The 23,608-nt window shown below is 65.4% G+C and carries 25 protein-coding genes; 20 read left to right on the top strand and 5 right to left on the bottom strand.

Features of this window, described 5'->3' with window-relative positions:
• Positions 1 to 7: 7 nt before the first annotated feature.
• On the bottom strand, positions 8 to 1,561 hold the full coding sequence (locus AB4Y31_RS10975) for a S41 family peptidase (protein ID WP_368673942.1): 1,554 nt from the start codon (positions 1,559 to 1,561) through the stop codon (positions 8 to 10).
• A gap of 128 nt (positions 1,562 to 1,689) precedes the next feature.
• Positions 1,690 to 2,436, bottom strand: coding sequence for a 2,3-diphosphoglycerate-dependent phosphoglycerate mutase (gpmA, locus tag AB4Y31_RS10980; protein WP_107149831.1), 747 nt, complete (start codon positions 2,434 to 2,436; stop codon positions 1,690 to 1,692).
• Positions 2,437 to 2,614: 178 nt separating this feature from the next.
• Between gpmA and AB4Y31_RS10985 the strand changes: the two genes are divergently transcribed.
• The 4 genes from AB4Y31_RS10985 (at position 2,615) to AB4Y31_RS11000 (ending at position 4,995) form a co-directional block, all read left to right on the top strand.
• On the top strand, positions 2,615 to 3,025 hold the full coding sequence (locus AB4Y31_RS10985) for a rhodanese-like domain-containing protein (protein ID WP_368673943.1): 411 nt from the start codon (positions 2,615 to 2,617) through the stop codon (positions 3,023 to 3,025).
• 13 nt (positions 3,026 to 3,038) lie between these two features.
• On the top strand, positions 3,039 to 3,299 hold the full coding sequence (grxC, locus tag AB4Y31_RS10990) for a glutaredoxin 3 (protein WP_026230214.1): 261 nt from the start codon (positions 3,039 to 3,041) through the stop codon (positions 3,297 to 3,299).
• Between the two features lie 180 nt (positions 3,300 to 3,479).
• Positions 3,480 to 3,950 carry a protein-export chaperone SecB gene (gene secB / locus AB4Y31_RS10995; RefSeq protein ID WP_026230215.1) on the top strand — a complete coding sequence of 157 codons (471 nt, stop codon included), beginning with the start codon at positions 3,480 to 3,482 and terminating at the stop codon, positions 3,948 to 3,950.
• 37 nt (positions 3,951 to 3,987) lie between these two features.
• Positions 3,988 to 4,995, top strand: coding sequence for an NAD(P)H-dependent glycerol-3-phosphate dehydrogenase (locus tag AB4Y31_RS11000; protein WP_368673944.1), 1,008 nt, complete (start codon positions 3,988 to 3,990; stop codon positions 4,993 to 4,995).
• Positions 4,996 to 5,078: 83 nt separating this feature from the next.
• Here the strand turns inward: AB4Y31_RS11000 and trmL are convergent, their stop codons facing one another.
• Together trmL and AB4Y31_RS11010 are read right to left on the bottom strand one after the other, a co-directional pair.
• Complete coding sequence (gene trmL, locus AB4Y31_RS11005; RefSeq protein WP_107149828.1) at positions 5,079 to 5,549, bottom strand: tRNA (uridine(34)/cytosine(34)/5-carboxymethylaminomethyluridine(34)-2'-O)-methyltransferase TrmL; 471 nt, start codon at positions 5,547 to 5,549, stop codon at positions 5,079 to 5,081.
• A 17-nt stretch (positions 5,550 to 5,566) separates the two neighbouring features.
• Positions 5,567 to 6,403, bottom strand: coding sequence for a ComF family protein (locus tag AB4Y31_RS11010; protein ID WP_368673945.1), 837 nt, complete (start codon positions 6,401 to 6,403; stop codon positions 5,567 to 5,569).
• A gap of 97 nt (positions 6,404 to 6,500) precedes the next feature.
• Between AB4Y31_RS11010 and AB4Y31_RS11015 the strand changes: the two genes are divergently transcribed.
• From AB4Y31_RS11015 to AB4Y31_RS11045, 7 genes are all read left to right on the top strand, one after another.
• Positions 6,501 to 7,502, top strand: a complete 1,002-nt coding sequence (locus AB4Y31_RS11015) for a methyltransferase domain-containing protein (protein WP_368673946.1) — start codon at positions 6,501 to 6,503, stop codon at positions 7,500 to 7,502.
• 149 nt (positions 7,503 to 7,651) lie between these two features.
• Entirely contained in the window at positions 7,652 to 8,128 is a 477-nt protein-coding gene (locus AB4Y31_RS11020; RefSeq protein ID WP_368674484.1) for a DUF2244 domain-containing protein, read from the top strand.
• A 68-nt stretch (positions 8,129 to 8,196) separates the two neighbouring features.
• A complete protein-coding gene (coxB, locus tag AB4Y31_RS11025; protein WP_368673947.1) occupies positions 8,197 to 9,594 on the top strand; it encodes a cytochrome c oxidase subunit II in 1,398 nt (465 codons plus the stop codon).
• Positions 9,595 to 9,647: 53 nt separating this feature from the next.
• On the top strand, positions 9,648 to 11,255 hold the full coding sequence (gene ctaD / locus AB4Y31_RS11030) for a cytochrome c oxidase subunit I (protein WP_368673948.1): 1,608 nt from the start codon (positions 9,648 to 9,650) through the stop codon (positions 11,253 to 11,255).
• Between the two features lie 119 nt (positions 11,256 to 11,374).
• Positions 11,375 to 11,509, top strand: coding sequence for a cytochrome oxidase small assembly protein (locus tag AB4Y31_RS11035; protein WP_107150159.1), 135 nt, complete (start codon positions 11,375 to 11,377; stop codon positions 11,507 to 11,509).
• 36 nt (positions 11,510 to 11,545) lie between these two features.
• Positions 11,546 to 11,743 (top strand): DUF2970 domain-containing protein, encoded by a 198-nt coding sequence (locus AB4Y31_RS11040; protein ID WP_107149823.1) that lies wholly within the window; start codon positions 11,546 to 11,548, stop codon positions 11,741 to 11,743.
• A gap of 29 nt (positions 11,744 to 11,772) precedes the next feature.
• The gene (locus tag AB4Y31_RS11045; protein WP_018443618.1) at positions 11,773 to 12,630 is read left to right on the top strand and encodes a cytochrome c oxidase subunit 3; all 858 of its coding nucleotides are present in this window, start codon (positions 11,773 to 11,775) and stop codon (positions 12,628 to 12,630) included.
• A 240-nt stretch (positions 12,631 to 12,870) separates the two neighbouring features.
• On the opposite strand, the gene AB4Y31_RS11050 is transcribed toward AB4Y31_RS11045, so the two are convergent.
• Positions 12,871 to 13,080: a twin transmembrane helix small protein gene (locus AB4Y31_RS11050; RefSeq protein WP_018443620.1), complete on the bottom strand. Its 210-nt coding sequence runs from the start codon at positions 13,078 to 13,080 to the stop codon at positions 12,871 to 12,873.
• 111 nt (positions 13,081 to 13,191) lie between these two features.
• Here AB4Y31_RS11050 and AB4Y31_RS11055 point away from each other — a divergent pair, with 111 nt between their 5' ends.
• From AB4Y31_RS11055 to ptsP, 9 genes are all read left to right on the top strand, one after another.
• Positions 13,192 to 13,899, top strand: coding sequence for an SURF1 family protein (locus AB4Y31_RS11055; protein WP_368673949.1), 708 nt, complete (start codon positions 13,192 to 13,194; stop codon positions 13,897 to 13,899).
• Between the two features lie 16 nt (positions 13,900 to 13,915).
• On the top strand, positions 13,916 to 14,596 hold the full coding sequence (locus AB4Y31_RS11060) for an SCO family protein (protein WP_368673950.1): 681 nt from the start codon (positions 13,916 to 13,918) through the stop codon (positions 14,594 to 14,596).
• Between the two features lie 73 nt (positions 14,597 to 14,669).
• On the top strand, positions 14,670 to 15,779 hold the full coding sequence (locus AB4Y31_RS11065) for a heme A synthase (protein WP_368673951.1): 1,110 nt from the start codon (positions 14,670 to 14,672) through the stop codon (positions 15,777 to 15,779).
• Positions 15,780 to 15,794: 15 nt separating this feature from the next.
• Positions 15,795 to 16,703: a heme o synthase gene (gene cyoE, locus AB4Y31_RS11070; RefSeq protein WP_107149817.1), complete on the top strand. Its 909-nt coding sequence runs from the start codon at positions 15,795 to 15,797 to the stop codon at positions 16,701 to 16,703.
• On the top strand, positions 16,703 to 17,323 hold the full coding sequence (locus tag AB4Y31_RS11075) for an SCO family protein (RefSeq protein WP_368673952.1): 621 nt from the start codon (positions 16,703 to 16,705) through the stop codon (positions 17,321 to 17,323). Before cyoE ends, AB4Y31_RS11075 begins: the two co-directional genes overlap by 1 nt.
• A 248-nt stretch (positions 17,324 to 17,571) precedes the next feature.
• Positions 17,572 to 18,324, top strand: a complete 753-nt coding sequence (locus AB4Y31_RS11080; RefSeq protein WP_368674485.1) for a MetQ/NlpA family ABC transporter substrate-binding protein — start codon at positions 17,572 to 17,574, stop codon at positions 18,322 to 18,324.
• 464 nt (positions 18,325 to 18,788) lie between these two features.
• Positions 18,789 to 19,892: an N-acetylglucosamine-6-phosphate deacetylase gene (gene nagA / locus AB4Y31_RS11085; RefSeq protein WP_368673953.1), complete on the top strand. Its 1,104-nt coding sequence runs from the start codon at positions 18,789 to 18,791 to the stop codon at positions 19,890 to 19,892.
• On the top strand, positions 19,885 to 20,892 hold the full coding sequence (locus AB4Y31_RS11090) for an SIS domain-containing protein (protein ID WP_368674486.1): 1,008 nt from the start codon (positions 19,885 to 19,887) through the stop codon (positions 20,890 to 20,892). Before nagA ends, AB4Y31_RS11090 begins: the two co-directional genes overlap by 8 nt.
• A 40-nt stretch (positions 20,893 to 20,932) precedes the next feature.
• Positions 20,933 to 23,521 carry a phosphoenolpyruvate--protein phosphotransferase gene (gene ptsP / locus AB4Y31_RS11095; RefSeq protein WP_368673954.1) on the top strand — a complete coding sequence of 863 codons (2,589 nt, stop codon included), beginning with the start codon at positions 20,933 to 20,935 and terminating at the stop codon, positions 23,519 to 23,521.
• Positions 23,522 to 23,608 lie beyond the last annotated feature (87 nt).

Consider the following 23,608-nt stretch of genomic DNA (forward strand, 5'->3'; position numbering starts at 1 on the left):
CGCCAGATTACTTGCTCGGCGCGGGGCTCGAAGCAGGCAGCGGTGTCGACGACTGCGGCTTGACGGCGACAGGCGCGGAAGCGGACTGCTCGACCTTGCGCTGCGCAAGCTTGCGCTCGGCGACCGACTTGGATTCCTGCACCGGTTTGCCTTCGAGCTTGTTCACGGCCTGCTGCAGCATGAAATCGTCGGGCGAGCCGAAATCCACCGGCTTGCGATCGCGCTCCTTGGCCTTTTGCTCGGGCGTCATCTTGTCTTCTTGCTGCTCGAGCTGCTGCAGCTGCTGCAGGCGGTCCTGCTCGCGCTGCTCCTGCTCTTTCTTCTCGTTCGGATCCTGCGTGTTTGCGAGGTGGTTCGTGTAATCGACCTCGCGCGTCACGAAGGCATCGTCAGGATCGCCGTCGGCGTACTGATCGACCGGGATGTCCGGCCGAATGCCCTTGTTCTGAATCGAGCGGCCGCTCGGCGTGTAGTAGTAGGCCGTCGTCAACCGCAGCGCCGTATCGGCCGTGAGCGGCCGCACTGTCTGCACCGAGCCCTTGCCGAAGGTCGTCTTGCCGAGGATCAGCGCGCGGTGCTGGTCTTGCAGCGCACCGGCCACGATCTCCGATGCCGACGCCGAATAAGCGTTCGTCAGCACGACCATCGGCACCGTTCGATAGATGGCCGGCAGGCTCTTGAGCGGGTCCGAATCGAACGACGGGAGCCGGTAGTTCGAATAGGTATCGCGATAAACCTGTTTCGAATCGGGGATCTGGCCGTTCGTCGACACGACGACCGAGTCCGGCGGCAGGAACGCGCCGGCCACGCCGACCGCGCTTTGCAGCAGGCCGCCGCCGTTGTTGCGCAAATCGAGCACGAGCCCCTTCAGGTTCGGCTGCTCGCGCGCGATGTCCGCAAGCTTGGCCGCGAGATCCGGCACCGTGCGCTCCTGGAAGCTCGTGACCCGCACGTAGGCATAGCCGGGCGACAGCACCTTCGTCTTCACGCTCTGCACGCGGATGATCGCGCGCGTGACCGTGACGGGGAACGTGCGGTCCTCGCTCTTGCGGAAGAGCGTCAGCGTGACCTTCGTGCCCGGGTCGCCGCGCATCTGCTTGACGGCCTGGTCGAGCGTCATGCCACGCACGGGCTTGTCGTTGATGCGCGTGATGAGGTCTCCCGGCCGGATGCCGGCGCGGAAGGCGGGCGTATCCTCGATCGGGGAGATGACCTTGATCAGGCCGTCCTCCTGCGAGATCTCGATGCCGAGACCCGCGAACCGCCCCTTCGTCTGTTCCTGCAGCTCTTCGTAGTCGGTCTTGTCGAGGTACGACGAGTGCGGATCGAGGCTCGAAACCATGCCCTTGATCGCTTCCGTCAGGAGCTTCTTGTCGTCGACCGGCACGACATAGTCGTGCTTGATCTGGCCGAACACCTCGGCGAAAAGCCTGAGCTGATCGAGCGGCAATGGCGCAGTGGCAACCTGTTGCTGCGCCGCGGCGGAAAACTGCAGCGTCGCGAACACGCCGGTTGCGAGGCCCGCGGCGATCAGGCCGATGTTCTTGAGTTTCGTGCGCATAGAGTCTGGTGCGGTCTGGAAACGGCGGGAGCGCCGAAAAGCGGAGGACGGTCAAGTATAACTGTTCGACCTTGATGGTGCGGGATGGTTGTCACATGGCGCCCGCCCCAAGAGCGGCGCCATGCCGGTCAACGCGCCTTGCCCTGGTTGGCGACGGCGGCCTGCGCCTTGGCGATCGCCTCCTGATCGCCGAGGTAGTAGTGACGAATCGGCTTCAAGTCCTCGTCGAGCTCGTACACGAGCGGTACTCCGTTCGGAATGTTGAGGCCGACGATATCGGCGTCCGAGATCTGATCGAGATACTTCACGAGCGCGCGCATCGAATTCCCGTGCGCGGCGATGAGTACTTTTTTACCGGCTTTGATGGCCGGACCGATCGATTCGTTCCAGATCGGCAATACTCGCGCGACGGTGTCCTTCAGGCATTCGGTGAGCGGCAGCTGCTCGCGCGGCACCTTCGCGTAGCGAGGATCTTCGTAGGATGCGCGCGGATCGGACGGCTCGAGCGCGGGCGGCGGCGTATCGTAGCTGCGGCGCCAGATCAGCACCTGCTCGTCGCCGTACTTGGCCGCCGTCTCGCCCTTGTCGAGGCCCGCGAGCGCGCCGTAGTGGCGCTCGTTGAGCCGCCAGGAGTGGACGACGGGGATGTACATGAGGTCCATCTGGTCCTGCACGAGCCAAAGCGTGCGGATCGCGCGCTTCAAGACCGAGGTGTAGGCGATGTCGAAAGTGTAGCCGGCGTCCTTGAGCAGGCGGCCCGCCTGCTCGGCTTCACGGATGCCTTGCTCGGTGAGGTCGACGTCGACCCAGCCGGTGAATCGGTTTTCCTTGTTCCACGTCGATTCGCCGTGGCGGATGAGGACGAGCTTGTGCATGGTGTGTCGGTCGGTAGTAAGGAAGCCTCGGACGTCGGCGCCCGCGTTCCGCCTGCGTTCCGTCCGCGGCCGCCGGCTGCAGGACGCGCGAGAAAGGGGGCGTCGCCATCGCGTCGAACGGTTATTTTATAATGGCGGGATTGCCCTTTTGGTTTTCTTCCTTCTTGGCGGATCTTCCGTGACGTTCTTTACCGATTACACGAACCTCGTGCTCCTCGTCGCGCTCCTCGTTTCGGGCGGGTTTCTGCTCTGGCCGATGTTGACCGGCGGCGGGCGCGGCGGCCTTTCCGCGGCCGAGGCGACGCAGCTCATCAACCGGCGCAACGCCGTCGTCGTCGATCTGCGCCCCGCGGCCGACTACACGAGCGGCCATCTGCCGTCGGCACGCCATCTGGATTTTTCGGAGCTCCAAGCAAAAATCGGCCAGATCGCGAAGAATAAGGCTAGCCCGGTGTTGCTCGTCTGTCAGAACGGTCTGCAGTCGAACAAGGCTTCGCGTATCGTCAGGGAGGCCGGCTACACCGAAGTCCATGTTCTGCAAGGCGGCCTGAACGCCTGGCAGCAGGCCGGCATGCCGGTCGTCAAGTAGAGGAGTCGCAAGCGTGAATACCGTCGTCATGTACAGCACGCAGGTTTGCCCGTACTGCCAGATGGCCGAACGCCTGTTGAAGTCGCGCGGCGTGCAGCATATCGAGAAAATCCTGATCGACAGAGACCCGTCGCGTCGCCAGGAAATGATGAGCCGAACGGGGCGTCGCACGGTGCCGCAGGTTTTCATCGGCGAGACGCACGTGGGCGGCTACGACGACCTTTCCGCGCTCGATCGCGCGGGCGGTCTCACGCCGTTGCTCGAGGCGGCCTGACGCCGCGACGGCGGTCTGACGCCCGATCCGTCAGTTCTTCGCGCGCGGCGCAGCCAGGGCCGCGCGCTTGCGACGTGGGTGCCTTGCCGCCCCGCGCCCGCGCCTGAAACGCATGTCGGCGGCGGGTTCGGCGCGTGCACCGTCGAACCCGTCCACAAAAATCAATCCACCGGAGTCATCATGTCGGACCAGAACAACCAGCCGTTCTTCAACATTCAGCGCATTTATCTGAAGGACCTCTCGCTCGAGCAGCCCAATTCGCCGGCGATCTTCCTCGAGCAGGAAATGCCTTCGGTGGAAGTGGAGGTCGACGTGAAGGCGGAGCGTCTCGCCGAGGGTATCTTCGAAGTGATCGTCACCGGTACCGTCACGGCGAAGATCTCGGAAAAAGTCGCCTTTCTCATCGAGGCGAAGCAGGCCGGTATCTTCGACATTCGCAACATTCCCGCTGAGCAGGTGGATCCGCTCGTCGGCATCGCGTGTCCGACGATCATCTTCCCGTACCTGCGCTCGAACATCGCCGATGCGATCACGCGCGCGGGCTTTCCGCCGATTCACCTCGCCGAAATCAACTTCCAGGCGCTCTACGAGCAGCGCCTCGCCCAACTCAATGCGCAGAACGACGCGTCGTCAACCCCGACGCAGCATTGAAGCCGAGCGGCTTTAGACGCGCATCGAGGTGCCGACGATGAAGGTCGCCGTTCTTGGCGCCGGTGCCTGGGGCACGGCGCTGGCCGCGCATCTGGCGCGGCGTCACGACGCGCTGCTGTGGGCGCGCGACGGCTCGCTCGTCGACGAGCTGCGCGCGACACGCGAGAACAAGCGCTACCTCGGCGGTGTCACGCTGCCGGCCGAGCTTCGCTGCGAAGCCGATCTCGCGGCGGCGCTCGCGCACTGCGCCGAAGACGACGCGCTTTGCGTGGTGGCGACGCCCGTCGCGGGTTTGCGCGCGCTTTTCGGGGCGATGCGCGATGCCCGGCGGGTGCCCGCGCATATCGTCTGGGTCTGCAAAGGGTTCGAGGCCGATACGCAGTTGCTGCCGCATCAAGTCGTCGCGGCGGAGCTGGCCGGCCATGCGAGCAACGGCGTGCTGTCCGGGCCGAGCTTCGCGCGCGAGGTGGCGCTCGGCCTGCCGGTCGCCTTGACTGTCGCGAGCGCGTCCTCCGTTTGCCGCGAGCGGACGCTCGGCGCGTTTCACCATGGCGCGATGCGGATCTATACCGGCGATGACGTCGTTGGCGTCGAAGTCGGCGGCGCCGTGAAAAACGTGCTCGCCATCGCGACCGGCATCGCGGATGGCCTCGCGCTGGGGCTCAATGCACGCGCCGCGCTCATCACGCGCGGGCTCGCCGAAATGTCGCGCCTGGGCGTGGCGCTCGGCGGACAACCCGGGACATTTACCGGACTGACGGGCCTCGGCGATCTCATTCTGACGGCCACGGGCGACCTTTCCCGCAATCGTACCGTCGGCCTTCGACTGGCTGAGGGGCGCACGCTCGACGATATCCTCGCCGCGCTCGGGCATGTGGCCGAGGGCGTGCGCTGCGCCCAGGCCGTGCTCGCGATTGCGCATGCGCATGGCGTCGACATGCCGATCACGCAAGCGGTCTGTGCGGTGCTCTTCGAAGGCGTCGCGCCGCGCGACGCGGTGAGCGCGCTGCTGCGCCGCGATGCGCGCGCCGAGTCCAAGCATTGACGGTTCGATTGACGGTTCGCGGTCTTCGCGGCCGCGACGCTCATCGGGCGTCGATCAGACGTTCGTCCGCTTTGCCCGCCATCTCAATCGCCACCTTCGAAGCCGGCTTGACGCCAGGCTTCGAATACGACGACGGCCACGGTATTCGAGAGATTGAGGCTGCGGTTGCCGGGGCGCATCGGCAGACGCACACGGCGCTCGTTCGAAAACTGCGCGAGCAGCGCATCGGGCAGGCCGCGCGTTTCGGCGCCGAACACGAACCAATCGCCGGGGGCGAAGACGTGCGAGTGAAAGCGGCTCGAGCCACGCGTCGTGAACGCGAACATGCGTGAGCGATCGGGCGTTTCGCTGGCGATGAATGCATCCCAATCGCGATGCACGCGCATTTGCGCATACTCGTGATAGTCGAGACCCGCGCGGCGCATCTTCGCGTCGTCGAGCGGAAACCCGAGCGGCTCGATGAGGTGGAGCCTCGCGCCCGTGTTGGCGCAAAGCCGGATGATGTTGCCGGTATTCGGCGGAATTTCGGGTTCGACGAGGACGACGTTGAACATGGTGACTTGAACCTGGGTCAATCTTTCGCCGTGCGCAGCGCGACGAAGTTGGTGACTTTGCGCGCGCCCGCGGCCTTCAGCACGCGCGCGATTGCTTCGAGCGTCGCGCCCGAGGTCATCACGTCGTCGACGAGCGCGACATGCAAGCCGGCGACGCGCCGTGAGACGCTGAACGCGGCTCCGACGTTTCGCCGTCTCGTATCGAGATCGAGGCGCGACTGCGGCGACGTATGCACGAGGCGCGTGACGAGCGTTGCATCGGCCGGTACGCCGATCGCCCGGGCGAACGGTCTCGCGATCTCCCAAGCCTGATTGAAACCGCGCTCGACGAGGCGAGCATGCGCGAGCGGCACGGGCGCGACGACGTCGGGCCAATCGTCGGCGGGGAGGCTATCGCTGGCGAGGCGCGCGAGCCCCTGCGCGAATTCTCTCGCAACGACGAGCCGCGCGCGAAACTTGAGCCCGAGCGCAAGGCGCTCGAGCGGCGCGCGATAATCGGCGAGCGCGAGCGTCCTGTCGAACGGCGGCCGAGCGCCGCGGCAGGTGCCGCACAGATAGCGCGCCTCGCCGCGCGGCCCACCGCTTCGCAACGAAAGCGGCAATGCGCAGAGGACGCAGCGCAAACGCGGCTCGTTCCAATAGGCGACATCGCACCCCGGGCAGAGCGGGCGTTGCGACATATTGACGCACGCAGCGGCATTCGTGCGGCCATGCGCGCCGCATGATGCTCCGCACAACACGCAGGTCTGCGAGAGCGCCAGACGGCCAATCCGTGTCAGCGCGCGGACAGTGAGGGCTTGCACGCGGCTCGCGTCGCTGCGGCCGAGCCAACGCGCACGCCATTTCGGGGACATCGTGGAAGGCGCGTTGCGATGCGGTTCCATGAGCTTCGTTTAGTGAACGGAACGGAGCGAGCGAGTATACTTCGGGCTCCTCGCCCGTTCGACCGTCATGTCCTCCAATTCCGCGAAATCCGGCCGTCCGGCCTATGATGCCGGGTTCTTGAGGCGAATCTTCGATCGCCGCGCGGCGGCATTCGGCGAAGTCTCGTTTCTTCCGCGTGAGATTGCTCAGCGCATGCGCGAGCGGCTCGACTTCATCAAGGTCGAGCCCGCCCGTATTCTGGATGCGGGTTGCGGCGCTGGGGACGATTTTTCCGCGCTGCGCGAGCGCTTTCCCGAGGCGCCGGTCTTCGGCACGGACCTTTCTCACGCGATGCTGGTGCGCGCGACTGCCCGAGCGGGCGGCGACGCGAGCTGGCGGCGCCTCTTGCCGGCGGCGCTGCAGCGCGCGCTAGGCGCGCACGGCCCGCGGCTCGCGCAAGCCGATTTCGCGGCGCTGCCGTTCGCGGCGGGCGCATTCGATTTCATCTGGTCGAATCTCGCGCTGCAATGGCATCCGCGCCCCGACCTCGTCTTTCCCGAGTGGCAACGCGCGCTGAAGGTCGGCGGGCTGCTGATGTTCAGCACCCTCGGGCCCGACACGCTGCGCGAGCTGCGCGGCGCTTATGCGGAAGTCGAGGCGGCGCATGGCGTCGCAAGCCGTCCGCACGTGATCGATTTCGTCGATATGCACGACCTCGGCGACATGCTCGTCGAGAGCGGATTCGAGATCCCGGTAATGGATCAGGAAACGTTGACGATCACTTATCAATCGCCCGAATCGCTGCTCGCCGACGTGCGCCGCTGGGGCGCGTATCCGTTTGCGCGAACGCTGGCCGGGCCAGCCGGCGGCTCGCGAGCCGCAGGCGCCGGCGGTCTCGCGGGTGCGCTCGCGAGAAGGCTGCATGCGGCACTGATCGCGGCGCTCGAGGCGCGTCGACGCGAGGACGGCACGATTGCCCTCACGTTCGAAGTCATCTACGGACACGCATGGAAGGCAGTCCCGCGCAAAACGGCCGAAGGGTATGGCGTCGTCCGCCTCGAGGACATCGGACGGCGGCGTCCGACATGACGCGGCGGGCTGCATCGGGCGATTGGCTGCTTGCGGTGTGACGACTATAATGCGTCAGTTTGTCGCCTTGGGAACCCCACGATACAAGGCGGCGCGGCGCCGAATGCGCAGTGCGGCGCGGTGTGCGACGGCATGCGCGGGAGGTGGCGATGGACACGGCAACCTTGCTGACCGATGCGGAGCCGGTCCTCGAGGACTGGCTGATGAAGCGAAACTGCTCCGTGTCGCCGCGGCAGTTCGTATTGTTCTATCTGTCGCTGGCGTTGTGCTCGTCGGCGATTGCGGTGCTGCTGACCGCGCGGGGCGCCTGGCCGATCGCGCCGTTCACCGGCGTCGAGCTTCTGGTGGTCGGCGTCGCGTTCGTGATGTACGCGCGCCACGCGGTCGATTACGAGCGCATCCGGCTCTATCCGAACCGGCTCGTCGTCGAGCAGGTGAGTGCGGACCGGGTGGTGCGGTTCGAGTTCAATCCGCGCTGGGTGCGGGTGGAGCCGGGGGCAACGCCCCGCGAGCCGATCAAGCTCGTATCGCGCGGCCAGACGGTTGCGCTCGGGCATCATCTCGCGCACTACCGGCGCGCGCAGTTCGCCAACGAGCTGCGTGTGTCGCTGCGGCGATGCGGCTGAGCGATGCGCCCGGCGGATGCGGGCGGCGGCGAAAGCAAAGGGCGACGGCAAAAGGGGGCGAGGTTTGAATGGAAATTTTGGGTAAGGAAGCTATGAAAACAATCAAGCGAGCCCTCACGGGCGTGCTGGCGGCGAGTGCGCTTGCCGGCGCCTCGGCCGCATGGGCAGTCGGCGACAGCCCCGGCGGTCCGGCCGTGAACGAGATCAACCTCCAGCCGCCCGTCACCGCCCTCGCCGAGGAGCTCTATCACCTCCACACGATGATGCTCATCCTTTGCACGGTGATCTTCGTCGGCGTGTTCGGGGTCATGTTCTATTCGGTCTTCGCGCACCGCAAGTCCAAAGGCCACAAGGCCGCCAACTTCCACGAAAGCACGACCGTCGAAATCATCTGGACGATCGTGCCGTTCATCATCGTCGTGTTGATGGCGCTGCCGGCCACGCGTACGGTCGTGGCGATGAAAGACACGAGCAACGCGGACGTGACGGTCAAGGTCACGGGCTACCAGTGGAAGTGGGGCTACGACTACGTCAAAGGTCCCGGCGAAGGCATCAGTTACTTTTCGACGCTGACCACGCCGCGCACGGAAGTGAACGGGCAGGCGCCGATCACCGATACGTATCTGCAGGAAGTCGACAATCCGCTCGTCGTGCCCGTCGGCAAGAAGATCCGCATCATCACGACGGCCGCCGACGTCGTTCATTCGTGGTACGTGCCCGCGTTCGGCGTGAAGCAGGATGCGATTCCCGGCTTCGTGCGCGACACCTGGTTCAAGGCAGAGAAAGTCGGCGTCTATCGCGGCTTCTGTACCGAGCTCTGCGGCAAGGAGCACGCGTACATGCCCGTCGTCGTGAAGGTACTGTCCGACGACGACTACGCGAAGTGGGTCGACGACGAGAAGAAGAAAATGTCGTCCGCGAACGACGACCCGAACAAGACCTATACGATGGCCGAGCTGATGCAGCGCGGGCAGCAGGTCTACTCGTCGAACTGCGCGGTCTGCCATCAGCCGACCGGCAAAGGTGCGGGCGCCTTCCCGGCGCTCGACGGCAGCAAGATCGCGAACGGCCCGATCGCGCAGCACGTCAGCATCGTGCTGAACGGCAAGAATGCGATGCCGACCTGGGGCAAGACGCTCAACGATGTCGAGATCGCTTCGGTGATCACGTTCGAGCGCAACTCGTGGGGCAACCATACAGGCGACATTCTGCAGCCGCGCCAGGTGGCCGATGCCCGCAACGGGAAGCTTCCCGAGGGCGGAGATCATCTGACGGGTGCTCCGGCAGGAGGCGGCGAGCCCGCCGGCGGCGCGAGCGGGGCCGCGGCCGCGAGCGGGCCGCAAGCGTCGATCGCCGCGCCGGCAACGGTCCGGACGGCCGATGCCGCTCAAAAGAACCAGTCGGAGCCGGGCACGGGCCGCGCGCGAGTCCAAGCCGCGCACGCTCGTACCGGTTCGGCCGCTTGACGTGCGCATGTTCGTCACAGTCGGTGCTGCACCATTCGCTTTAGGAGATTCTCATGTCTAGCATCGGACACGATGTAGTCGCGGGTCACGGCCACGATGATCATGCGCATGCGACGCCGCACGGCTGGCGCCGTTGGCTCTTCGCCACGAACCACAAGGACATCGGAACGATGTACCTGGTGTTTTCGTTCACCATGTTCCTCGTGGGCGGCGTCGAAGCGCTGATGCTTCGCAGTGAGCTGTTCGAGCCGGGCCTGCAGATCATGCGCCCCGAGTTCTTCAATCAGCTAACGACGATGCACGGGCTCACGATGGTGTTCGGCGCCATCATGCCGGCCTTCGTCGGCTTCGCGAACTGGATGATTCCGCTGCAGATCGGCGCGGCCGACATGGCCTTCGCGCGGATGAACAACCTCTCGTTCTGGCTGCTGCCGGCGGCGGCCGTGCTGCTCGTCGGCTCCTTCTTCGCGCCGGGCGGCGCGACGGCCGCGGGCTGGACGCTCTATACGCCGCTCTCCACGCAGATGGGCCCGGGGATGGACTTCGCCATCTTCGCGCTGCACATCATGGGCGCGTCGTCGATCATGGGCAGCATCAACATCATCGTGACGATCCTCAACATGCGCGCGCCGGGCATGACGCTGATGAAGATGCCGATGTTCGTCTGGACGTGGCTCATCACGGCTTACCTGCTGATCGCGGTGATGCCGGTGCTCGCGGGTGCGATCACGATGGTGCTGTTCGATCGCCACTTCGGCACGTCGTTCTTCAACGCGGCCGGCGGCGGTGACCCGGTGATGTACCAGCACATCTTCTGGTTCTTCGGGCACCCCGAGGTCTACATCATGATTCTGCCGGCGTTCGGCATCGTCTCGCAGGTGATTCCGGCATTCGCGCGCAAGCCGCTCTTCGGCTACAGCTCGATGGTGTATGCGACGGCCTCGATCGCGATCCTTTCGTTCATGGTCTGGGCGCACCACATGTTCGCGACGGGCATGCCCGTGACGGGCCAGCTCTTCTTCATGTACGCGACGATGCTGATCGCCGTGCCGACGGGCGTGAAGGTGTTCAACTGGGTCGCGACGATGTGGCGCGGCTCGATGTCGTTCGAGACGCCGATGCTGTTCGCGATCGGATTCCTCCTCGTCTTCACGTTCGGCGGCCTCAGCGGCTTGATGCTCGCGATGGCGCCGCTCGATATCCAGTATCACGGCACCTACTTCGTCGTCGCGCACTTCCACTATGTGCTTGTCGCCGGGTCGCTGTTCGCGCTCTTCTCGGGCTGGTACTACTGGTCGCCGAAGTGGACGGGCTGGGTCTACAACGAAACGCGCGGGAAAATTCACTTTTGGGCGTCGCAGATCTTCTTCAATCTGACGTTCTTCCCGATGCACTTCCTCGGCCTCGCCGGCATGCCGCGCCGCTATGCGGACTACCCGGCCCAGTTCACGGACTGGAACCAGGTCGCGACGATCGGTGCGTTCGGCTTCGGCCTGGCGCAGGTCTACTTCCTGTTCGCCGTCGTGCTGCCCGCCTATCGCGGCGGCGGTGAGCAGCAGAAGGCCAGCGACAAGCCCTGGGACGGCGCGACGGGCCTCGAGTGGACGGTGCCGAGCCCGGCTCCGTTCCATACGTTCGAGACCCCGCCGACGGTCGAGTAAAGAGTCGAGCCGGGCTGTGCGTTCGTGCTGGTGGCGATAGCCAGCTTTTCGCGGAGCCGGCCCGGACGAGATGCGAAGAGGCGGCATGGTTGCCGCCTCGCTATAAAGAGATGTTGAGCATGACGCGGGATCCAGAAAAAAGACGAACCCCGGCGCAGATCCGAGCCGGCAATTTGCGACTAGGCTTGATATTGCTGTCGATCGTCGCCGTCTTCTTTTTGGGTGCCGTCCTCAAACAGTGGTTGTTCCGCTGAGTTCGACGGGCAGGCGAGAAAAGGCGGGGAGGCGGTATGGCCGACGGCAAGGGGAGCTTCGCTCGGACGATGAAGGCCGTGCTCTGGTCGTTCTTCGGCGTGCGCAAGGGGCGCGATCACGCGGCCGATGCCTCGCAGCTGAACCCGCTGCACGTGATCATCGCCGCCGTGATCACGGCCGCGCTTTTCATTGCGGTCTTGATCGCGATCGTGCACCTCGTGGTGGGCAAATAAACAAACTGGACTGAAGTGGAGAATCAACGATGAGTGGCCAAAACGATAGCCCGTATTACTTCGTGCCGAATCCGTCCCGGCATCCGGTCACTGCGTCCATCGGGCTCCTGATCATGCTCGGGTCGTTCGGGCTCTGGCTCAACGATACGCCGTGGGCGCCCTATACGATGTTCGCCGGGCTGCTCTGGCTGCTCTTCGTGCTCTGGCACTGGTTCGGCGATGCGATCTCCGAATCGGAAGGCGGGATGTACGGCAAGCGCGTCGATCTCTCGTTCCGCTGGAGCATGAGCTGGTTCATCTTCTCCGAAGTGATGTTCTTCGGCGCTTTCTTCGGCGCGTTGTTCTATGCACGCGAGATCGCGATGCACCAACTCGGCAGCCTCGACTACAAGCTGATCTGGCCGGATTTCTCGGCGGTCTGGCCGAACGAAGGGCCCGCGGCGCTGGCCGGTCACTTCAAGGCGATGGTGCCGTTCCCGGTGCCAACGATCAACACGGCATTGCTCCTGAGCTCCGGTGCGACGCTAACGGTCGCGCACCACGCGCTGCGCGACGATCACCGCAACAAGGCGATTGCCTGGCTTGCCGCGACGGTCGTGCTCGGGTTCGCGTTCCTCTGCATGCAGGCGTTCGAATACATCCACGCCTACAACGAATTGAACCTGACGCTCGCTTCGGGCATTTACGGTTCGACGTTCTTCTTGCTGACGGGCTTCCACGGTTTCCACGTGTTCCTCGGCGGCACGATGCTGTCGGTCGTCCTCGTCCGCCTGATTCGCGGCCACTTCAACCCTGATCATCACTTCGCGTTCGAAGGCGCCGCGTGGTACTGGCACTTTGTCGACGTCGTGTGGCTCGGCCTCTACGTCGTGGTCTACTGGCTGTAACGATCGAGCGAGCGGTACGGCGACCGCGATTGCGGGATGCGGTCGCCGGGCGGGCCGCGCGCCTCTTCGAGAAAGAGCGCGCGCTCGAACGGAAAATGCATCGGCCACGCGCCGCCTTCGATTTCGTCGAGGCGGCGTTTGCGTTTTCTGCGTGGTGGAGTGCGGCGAAACGACGCGGGCCGAAGCGAGGTGGATGGCCCGCGCTGCGCGAATCGTCGGTGTTGGCGAGCGCTGCGACGCTCAGCGGCCGATCGGCACCTGGCTGTAGTGAATCCAGCCCAGCCAATGTGCGACGAGAAGGAAGAGAAAGAGCGAAATGGAGAAGCCGACGCGCGTGGCGAGCGACCAGACCATCCGCTTCGTTCTGCCCCGGTCGTGCATCATGAAGTAGAGTGCCGATGCCATGCTGCCGATGATGATGACGAATGCGATAGCGACAATGATGTGCATGGAATCAACGAATGATCGAAAAGGCAAAACGATAGCCGCAATTATCGCACCCGTGGTGTTTCGGGCGCGCGGCCGTCTATGCGGCGGCGCAAGGTATCCAAGGACGGCCGCGTGAAGATTCGTCTGATTCCCGCGCTGGCCGTCCTCGTGGTGATGGCCATCACGATCAGGCTCGGTTTCTGGCAGCTCGATCGCGCCCACCAGCGCGAAGCACTCGCGGCACGGATCGCTCGCTACGAACATGCACCGCCCGCCACGGTGAGTTCCGCACCGGTCTCTCTGAAGGCGGTAGAGTTCCATCGGATGCGGGCGACGGGGCGCTTTCTGCCGCGCTACGTCGTTTATCTCGACAATCGCCCGTATCACGATGAGCCCGGTTTCTACGTCGTGATGCCGCTCCAGCTCGCCGACGGCGGCTACGTGCTCGTCAACCGCGGTTGGCTGCCGCGCAACGCGGACGTGCGGACGGCCATCGCGCCTTACAAGACGCCGTCCGGCGACGTCACGATAGAGGGCATTGCGCGCGCAGATGCATCGCGCGCGTTCGAGCTGGGTCACGGTGGATCGGCGCCACATCAGGCGATTCGGCAAAACGTCGATGTCTCGGCTTATGCCGCAGAGACGGGCTTGCCGTTGCAGCCGTTCGTGGTTCAGCAAACGAGCGATCTCGACGACGGACTCGTGCGCGACTGGCCGGCGCCGACGACCGGCGTCGAGCGCAATTACGGCTACATGGTCCAATGGTGGGCGATGGCCGCGGCGGCGCTCGCATTCGGTCTTTACGCGGCTCGCCGCGCCGCGAAAAAGACCGTTTCATGAGGTAAAAGGTTTTTTGATGCCATCTTCCGATTCTGATCGTCCGAGCCGTACCCGGCCGTCTGCCGGCGGGCGCCGCTCGCCGGGCGCATCGTCTCAGGCGCCCGCTTCCACACGCGGCCCCGGGCGGCGCGGCCGCTGGGTCCTCGTCCTGCTCGCGCTAGTGGCCGCTGCGCCCGTGATCGCATCGTATCTCGCCTACTACGTGTTCAAGCCGAGCGGCGGTGCGACGAATTATGGGGCGTTGATCGAGCCGCAGCGGCCGATTCCCGACACGCTCGTCGTCACCGACGAGGCGGGCAAGCCGATGAAGCTTGCCACGCTGCGCGGGCGCTGGTTGATGATCGCCGTCGACGCGAGCGCCTGCGACAAAGCCTGCGCGAGGAAGCTCTATTTCATGAGGCAGGTGCGCGCGACGCAGGCGGGCGAGCGCGAGCGGATCGCGATGGTCTGGTTGCGCACCGATGCCGGCGCGGTGCCCGACGTGATCAAGGGCGCTTATCCGGACACGCGGATGCTCGTCGCGGATCCGGCCGCCATCGCCGCGTGGCTGCCCGCCGAGTCGGACTCGCGCGATACCGATCACATCTATCTCGTGGATCCCAACGGGAATTTGATGATGCGTTTTCCGAAGGATCCGAATCCGAGCAAGATCAAGGGCGACGTGACGAAGCTGTTGAAGTGGTCGAGCATCGGTTAATCCGCGTGGTATCGGTCGTTGCGGCGTTTTGCGGCGTTTCGCAGCGGCTCGCCGCTTTCTTGAGAGAGATGACATGTTCGTGTTGGAACTGGGGCTGATCGGACTTTGCGTTGCCTTGCTGCCGCTCAGCTACGTCTGGGTGAAAGCGAGCGACGACAAATTTCGCAAGCTCGTCTGGATGACGACGTTCCTGACCCTCGACCTCGTCATGTTCGGCGGCTTCACGCGCCTCACCGATTCGGGGCTCGGCTGCCCCGATTGGCCTGGCTGTTATGGCACGGCGTCGCCGTTCGTCGCGCATGCGCAGATCGCGGCTGCCCACGCGGCGCTGCCGAGCGGCCCGGTCAGCATGACGAAGGCATGGATCGAAATGATCCACCGCTACTTCGCGATGGCGATCGGCGTGCTCATCATCGCGCAGACCGCGATTGCCTGGCGGGCTCGCTTCAAGCGCCTGCCGCTTCACGTTTCGCCGTGGTGGCCGACGGCGCTGCTGATGCTGATCGGCGTGCAAGGGGCATTCGGCGCCTGGACGGTGACGATGAAGCTGCAGCCGATCATCGTCACCACGCACCTCTTGCTGGGCCTGGCGCTCCTCGGCACGCTCGGCTGGCTCGCGGCCCGCCTGACGCCGATCCCCGTCTACGAGCCCCAGATAGCGCGTTACCGTTTCGCCGCGGCGGTGGGCCTTGCGCTGCTGATCGTCCAGATCGCGCTCGGCGGGTGGGTCAGCACGAATTATGCTGTGCTGGCCTGCACCGACTTTCCGACCTGCAACGGGCAGTGGATTCCGCCGATGGACTTCGCACACGGCTTTCATCTTTGGCGCGCGCTCGGCATGACGGCCGATGGCGACGTCATCACGCAGGATGCGCTCGTCGCCATCCACTGGACGCATCGCACGTTCGCGTTCGCGGTCATCGCGTACCTCGTCGCGCTGGCACTCCGGTTGCGCGGATTCGAGTCGCTGCGGCGGCCGGCGAACGGCGTGCTGCTCGTTCTGGCGATTCAATTTGCCACCGGCCTTTCGAATATCGTGCTGCAATGGCCGTTGCCGATCGCGGTCGCGCACAACGGCGGCGCCGCGGTCCTGCTGCTTTTGGTCGTTATGCTAAACTTTCGGACCGCCTCCAGCCGTCCCGGCCGCGCTGCCGTCCCGACGCGCGACGCCGCTCCCGCATGACTGAGCGTGACTGATATGAACAACAGCACGACACTTCCCCACAGCTTCGGCTCCCGGTTCTCGCAGTACTTCGCGCTGACGAAGCCGCGCGTCACGCAGCTTGCCGTTTTTTGCTCCGTGATCGGCATGTTCCTGTCGACGCCGGGGATGGTGCCGTGGACGGTCCTCGTCGGTGGAACGGTCGGCATCTGGCTGCTCGCCGGCGCCGCGTTCGCGATCAACTGCCTCGTCGAGCAAAAGGTCGACGCGATGATGCGTCGCACGGCATGGCGGCCGTCCGCGCGCGGCGAAATCACGACGGCGCAAATTCTGGCGTTCTCAGCCGTGCTCGGCGGGCTCGGCATGTGGACGCTCTATATGTTCACGAATGCGCTGACGATGTGGCTCACGCTCGCGACGTTCGTCGGCTATGCCGTCGTCTATACGCTGCTGCTGAAGCCGGCCACGCCGCAGAACATCGTCATCGGCGGCGCCTCGGGCGCCATGCCGCCGGCACTGGGCTGGGCGGCCGTGACGGGTCATGTGCCCGGCGATGCCTGGATTCTCGTGCTCATCATCTTCGTCTGGACGCCGCCGCATTTTTGGGCGCTCGCGCTTTATCGGCGTCAGGATTACGAGAATGCCGGCCTGCCCATGCTGCCGAACACGCACGGCGAGCAGTACACGCGGCTCCACATTCTGCTCTACACGATCATTCTTTTCGCGGTGTCGCTGATGCCGTTCATTTCGCGGATGAGCGGCATCGTCTACCTCGTATCGGCCGTTCTGCTCGGCGCGGTTTTTCTCGCTTACGCCTGGAAGATCCACCGCGAATACTCCGACGCGCTCGCGCGCAAGACCTTCCGTTACTCGATCGTCTATCTCTCGCTGCTCTTCGGCGCGCTGCTCGTCGATCACTATGCGCGCGGGCTGATCGGCGCGTGATGAACGGCGTGCGCATCTCCTCGGTCACGCGGCGCATGCGCGCGCTGCTCGCCGCCTGCGTCGTCGGCGGCGCACTGCTGCTGGCGGGCTGCGGCAACGATGCTCCCGCTTTCCAGAATCTCGACATCACCGGCAACACGCAGTTCGGCTCGAACTTCGCCTTGCCCGATACGAGCGGCAAGATGCGCACGCTCGCCGATTTCAAGGGCAAGGCAGTTGTGCTCTTCTTCGGCTACACGCATTGCCCCGATGTGTGCCCGACGACGATGGCCGAGCTGTCGCAGGCGCTGCAGCAGCTCGGGACCAATGCGGCGCGCGTGCAGGTGCTCTTCGTCACGATCGATCCTGCTCGCGATACCCCGAACGTGCTCTCGCAGTATGTGTCGGCATTCAATCCAACCTTCATCGGCCTGCGTCCGGACGACGCCGAGCTCGCCAAAGTCGCGAAGGATTTTCGCGTCTACTACGCGAAGGTGCCCGGCAAGTCGCCTGATAGCTACACGATGGACCACACGGCGGCGAGCTATGTGTTCGATCCGTCGGGCAAGCTGCGGCTCTTCGCGCGCGATGGACAGGGCGCGCAGTCGTGGGTGCATGATCTGAAGCTGCTGCTGAGCTGACGCATCCGGCATCGCTCATTGCCCGCTATTCGAAGCACGAGCCGCTGTGCCGCGCCCTTCATCGCGGCCGGGATCGATGCTCATATGGATATGCGATCACTGTATTTCCTCTCGGATCCTGCTTGTGAGACGATGGCCGTCTTTCAAAGTCATCTCCAATGAGAAAGCGAGTATTCATGCTGTTCAAAACGCTTCCCCAAGCCGTTTCCAAAGTCCTCTTCGCAGCCGCCGCGACGACCGCACTCGTCATGAGCGCCGGCGCGCACGCCGACGACAAAGCGATCAAGGTGGGCGTCATATCCGGTCCCGATGCGCAAATCTGGAGCGTCGTCACGAAGGTTGCGAAGCGCGAAGGCCTCGATGTGAAGGTCGTCGAATTCAACGACTATGTTCAGCCGAACGCGGCGCTCGACGCCGGCGATCTCGACGCCAACAGCTTCCAGCACAAGCCGTATCTCGACAGTCAGATCAAGCAGCGCGGCTATAAGATCGTCAGTGTCGGGCTCACTTATATTTCGCCGCTCGGCATCTATTCGAAGAAAGTAAAGTCGCTGAACGAGCTGCCGCAGGGCGCGAAGGTCGCGCTGCCCAACGATCCATCGAACGAGAACCGAGCGCTGCTCCTGCTGCAGGCACAAGGCGTGATCAAACTGAAGGCTGGCGCCGGTACGAACGGCAACAACGCGACGCCGCTCGATATCGAATCGAATCCGAAGAAGGTCAAGCTCGTCGAGCTCGACGCCGCGCAACTGCCGCGCTCGCTGGGCGACGTCGACGCCGCCGCGATCAATACCAACTACGCGCTCGCAGCGGGGCTCCAACCGTCGAAGGACGCGATCGCGCGCGAAGACGTGCATAGCCCTTATGCGAACCTGATCGCCGTGCGCGCGCAGGATAAGGACAAGCCCTGGGTCAAGAAGCTCGTCGCCGCCTATCAATCGGAAGACGTGCGGCACTTCATCGACACGCAATTCAAGGGCGCCGTCGTTCCGTCGTTCTGATCGGACCATCGTTCTCAGCTCAATTCGAGCTGATAAAAAAGCGCGCTGCGGCGATGTTGCCGCGGCGCGTTTTTTTTATCGGTGGGCACGTCATATTCGTCGCCCATTCGAGCCGATATGCTCGCGCGGTCAAGCGAATGACAGATGGCAGGTGCGGGTTTTCCGCTGACGAAACCTGCGCCGCCTTCCCATGCGCTACGGGTAATCACTGACTCCACTTCAATACCGGTCGGTCCGCCCGATTTACGGTAGAAGCCTTATCCAGTAAGGATTTCCGGCGCATTCGCCTATTTTTGATCAGCGATTGACTGGTACTAAGCTGGTTATATAATGGGCTCCAATTTGCAGCCCGGCTCACGACGAGGCCGATGCATCGCCGGCCGCATGAAGGCCGGTGGCTCGCCCACTCGCACGCTCCTCGCAGCAAGACCGCGGCACCCCGCATCACCCGAGACTGGACACCCATGCTCAACGGAAACATCCTGACGCCCGACGGTTGGATCCACGGCACGCTCGAATTCGAAAACGGACGTATCGCTTCGATCGAGGGCACGCCCGCGGACCCCTCGACGAACGAGAGCCCCTACATCCTTCCGGGCTTCATCGATCTGCATGTGCACGGCGGCGGTGGAGCCGACGTGATGGAGGGCGGCGCGGCGATCGAGACGATCGCCCGCACGCATGCGAGCCACGGCACGACGAGCCTGCTCGCGACGACGATGACCGCGCCGCGCGACGAGCTGATGGCCGTCGTCGCCGGTCTCGGCGATGCCTCGCGCCGCCGTCCGACTGGCGCGTCGCGCGTGCTCGGCGTGCATCTCGAAGGACCCTACATCAACCCCGGCAAGCTCGGCGCCCAGCCCGACGCGGCTGTCTCGGCCGCGCTCGACGAGGTGCTCAAGTATCTGTCGATCGCGCCGATTCGCGTCGTCACGCTCGCGCCGGAAATTGCCGGCCACATGGACATCATTTCGGAGATGGCCGCGCGGGGCGTGCGTGTGCAGCTCGGGCATTCGCTCGCCACGTACGACGATGCGGTCGCCGCGCTCAAACATGGCGCTTGCGGTTTCACGCATTTGTTCAATGCGATGTCGCCGATGCATCACCGCAATCCTGGCCTGGTCGGCGCCGCCTTCGCGCATGCCGAGTTCGCCGAGATCATCCCGGACCTGCTGCACGTACACCCGGGTGCGATCCGTGCCGCGCTGCGCGCGATTCCGCGCCTTTACGTCGTCACCGACAGCACCTCCGCGACGGGCATGCCCGATGGCGAGTATCGCCTTGGCAGCCAGCAAGTCACGAAGTGTCTCGGCGGGGTGCGTCTTGCCGACGGCACGCTGGCCGGCAGCACGCTGACGATGGATGAAGCGCTGCGCAATCTGGTTTCGCTGGGTCTTCCGCTTGCGGACGTCTCGAACCGCATGTCGCGCTATGCGGCCGACTATCTCGGGATCGAGGACAGAGGCAGGCTCTCGCGCGGCGCCTGGGCGGACATCGTCGTATTCGAGCGGGACCTCACGCTTGCGGCGACCTACGTCGAAGGAGAAGAGATTGTCGAATATGCTTGACGAGGCGCTCGCCGCGGGTGCCGCCGTCGCGGCGCAATGCGCCGACACCGCGCGCGTCGCGGCGCTCGCGGCCGCGCTCGCCGCGAGGCCTTGCCACGTCGCGCTGACCGTCGCGCGCGGCAGTTCGGATCATGCGGCGAGCTTCTTCGCGAGCCTCGCGATGAGCCGTATCGGCGTGCCCGTCGCCTCGCTGCCGATGTCGATCGCGACGCTGCAGGCCGCGCCTTTGCGCGTGGCCGGCGAGCTGGCGATCGCGTTTTCCCAGTCGGGCAGGAGCCCCGATCTCATCGACACCATGACGAACCTGCGCGAGGCCGGCGCGCTGACTGTCGCGGCCGTCAATGCGCCTGATTCTCCCCTCGGAGGTGCCTGCGAATGGGAGCTGCCGTTGCAGGCGGGCCCCGAGCGCTCGGTCGCGGCCACGAAGAGCTACATCGCGATGCTCTCGCTCTCGGCGCAGCTCGTCGCGTTCTGGCAGAACGACGAGCCGCTGCTCGAAGCGTTGCGCGCGCTGCCGGAAGCGCTGGGCGCGGCGGCGCGGCTCGATTGGGCGCCGGCCGTCGAGGCGCTCGTCGGCGTCGAGCGGATGTTCGTCATCGGTCGAGGCCTCGGCCTCGCGATCGCGCAGGAAGCGGCGTTGAAATTGAAGGAGACGTCCGGCATCCAGGCCGAAGCGTTTTCGAGCGCGGAGGTCCGGCACGGGCCGATGGAGCTCATCGATCGCGACTACCCGCTCATTGTCTTTGCGCCGCGCGGACCCGAGCAGGCAGGGCTCGTGCGCCTCGCGGCCGATATGCGAGCGCGCGGCGCGCGGGTTCTGCTTGCGGCGCCTCACGACGTGAGCGACGCCGAGCTGCGGCTCGAGCCGACGAAGCACGCGGCACTCGATCCGATCGCCGCGATCCAGTCGTTCTACGTCATGGCCGCCGAGCTGGCGTCCGCGCGCGGGCGCGATCCCGACCAGCCGCGCTACCTGAATAAGATCACCGAAACACACTGAGCGAGAAATCCTGATGGAACTAGCTGAGGAGTCACGATTGATGAGCCAGACAGAGGAACGAATCGTCTTGCTCGCACCACTGACCGGTCCCGTCGTGCCGCTTGCCGACGTGCCCGACCCCGTCTTCGCGGGCGGCATGTTCGGCGACGGCATCGGCATCGACCCGCTCGACGGGCGGCTCGTCGCGCCATGCGACGGTGTCGTCACGCATCTCGCGCGCACGGGTCATGCGCTCACGCTGCAAACACCGCAAGGCGCCGAGATTTTGCTTCACATCGGCATCGACACGGTGGAGCTGAACGGGCAGGGCTTTACGGCAAAGGTGCAGCAAGGCGCACACGTGAAAGCGGGAGATCTGCTGATCGAGTTCGATCAGGATTCGGTGGCGACGAAGGCGCCGAGCCTGGTGTCCGTCGTGGCCGTCGCGAACTCGGATGCATTCGAGATCGTCGAGCGCGCGGGCGGCGCGGGGCATGCGATGGTGAAGAGCGGCGACAAGCTGCTCGTCTTGCGGCGCAAGGGCGCAACGGCCGCTGCCGCTGCCTCTGCCTCTGCCTCTGCCGCCGGCGGGCAGACCGCGAGCGCCGGCTCGCACGCGTCGCGCGTCATTACGCTCTCGGTGGCGGGTGGTCTGCACGCACGGCCGGCGGCGCGTGCGCGCGAAGCGGTGCGCGGCCTCGAAGCGCGCGTCGAAGTGAGGCACGAGGCGCGCGTCGCTAACGTCGAGAGCGTGGTCGCGCTGATGGGCCTCGGGGCCGGGGAGGGCGCCACAGTCGAAATCCATGGCGTCGGGCCCGATGCATCGAAGGCCGTCGAGGCTGTCGCACACGAGCTGCTGCGCGAAGTGCATGGCGAGCTCGAGGAAACGCCCGCGCGCTTTGCGTCGCCCGCGCCTCGGCAGGCGCCGCGCGCGTCCGCCACGCCGCTCGATCCGAATACGCTCGCGGGCGTATGCGCCGCGCCCGGTATCGCCGTCGGCCCGCTCGTGCGCTGGGACGATGCGGAGCTGGACCTGCCCGAGGCCGCGAGCGGACCGTCGGCTGCCGAAAGCCGCAAGCTCGATCGTGCGCTCGCGGCCATCGATGCCGAGCTCGATTCGACGGTGCGCGACGCGTCGCAGCGCGGAGCCGTCGGCGAGGCGGGCATCTTCGCGGTGCATCGCGTGCTGCTCGAGGATCCGACGCTGATCGATACGGCGCGCGATCTCATCAGCCTCGGCAAGAGCGCGGGTTTCGCATGGCGCGAGGCGATCCGCGCGCAGATAGCGGTTCTCGACAACGTCGAAAATATGCTGCTCGCGGAGCGCGCCGCCGATTTGCGCGATATCGAAAAGCGCGTGCTGCGTGAGCTCGGCTACGCGCGGCAGACGGCTCGCACGCTGCCCCCCGACGCCGTGCTGACCGCGGCCGAATTCACGCCTTCGGATTTGTCGTCGCTCGATCGGACACGCGTGGCGGCGATCGTCATGGCCGGCGGCGGCGCGACGTCGCATGCGGCGATCATTGCGCGTCAGCTCGGCATTCCGGCGCTCGTTGCCGTTGGCGATGCGCTCCATGCGATCCCGGAGGGCACGCAAGTCGTCGTCGACGCGAGCGCGGGCCGTCTCGAGTACGCGCCGACGGCGCTCGACGTCGAGCGTGCGCGCGTCGAGCGCCAGCGCCTCGCGGGCGTGCGCGAGGCGAACCGCCGCTTGTCGCAGGAGGCGGCCGTGACGACGGATGGCCGCGCGATCGAAGTCGCCGCGAACATCGCGACGCTCGACGACGCGCACACGGCCGTCGAGAACGGTGCCGATGCGGTCGGTCTGCTGCGCACGGAGCTGCTTTTCATTCATCGTGCGACGGCGCCCAGCACGGACGAGCATCGCGCGAGCTATCAGTCGATCGTCGACGCGCTCGAAGGCCGCACGGCGATCATCCGGACGCTCGACGTCGGCGCGGACAAGGAAGTGCCTTATCTGACGCTGCCCCCCGAAGCGAACCCGGCGCTCGGTCTGCGCGGCGTGCGGCTCGCGCAAGTGCGCCCCGATCTGCTCGACGATCAATTACGCGGTCTCATCGGCGTGACGCCGCACGGCGCGGTGCGCATTCTGTTGCCGATGGTGACCGACGCCAACGAACTCGCGCGGCTGCGCGAGCGAATCGACGACCTGGCGCGCGCGATGGGCCGAAACGACCCGATCGAGGTAGGCGTGATGATCGAAGTGCCTTCGGCGGCGTTGCTGGCCGATCAACTCGCGCGCCACGCCGATTTCCTTTCGATCGGCACCAACGATCTCACGCAATACACGCTCGCGATGGACCGCTGCCAGCCCGACCTCGCGGCGCAGGCCGACGGCCTCCATCCGGCCGTGCTGCGGCTCATCGAAGCGACGACACGCGGCGCGGCGAAATACGGCAAGTGGGTGGGCGTCTGCGGCGCGCTGGCGGGCGATCCGCTCGCCGTGCCGTTGCTCGTCGGCCTCGGCGTGACCGAGCTTTCCGTGGACCCGGTGGCCGTGCCGGGCATCAAGGCGCGTGTGCGCCGCCTCGATTATCAACTGTGCCGCCAGCGCGCCGGGGATCTTTTGGCGCTCGAATCGGCGCAGGCGGTAAGAGCAGCAAGCCGCGAAATCTGGCCGCTCGAGTGACGTCGCCGGAGCGGCTCGCAGGTGCCGCTCCGCTGCCGACTCGCCGCGGGACCGGAGGTCGCTTCCCTCGACATTGACACAAGCACG

This window comes from Trinickia sp. EG282A, assembly GCF_040965455.1.
Taxonomy (GTDB): Bacteria; Pseudomonadota; Gammaproteobacteria; order Burkholderiales; family Burkholderiaceae; genus Trinickia; species Trinickia symbiotica.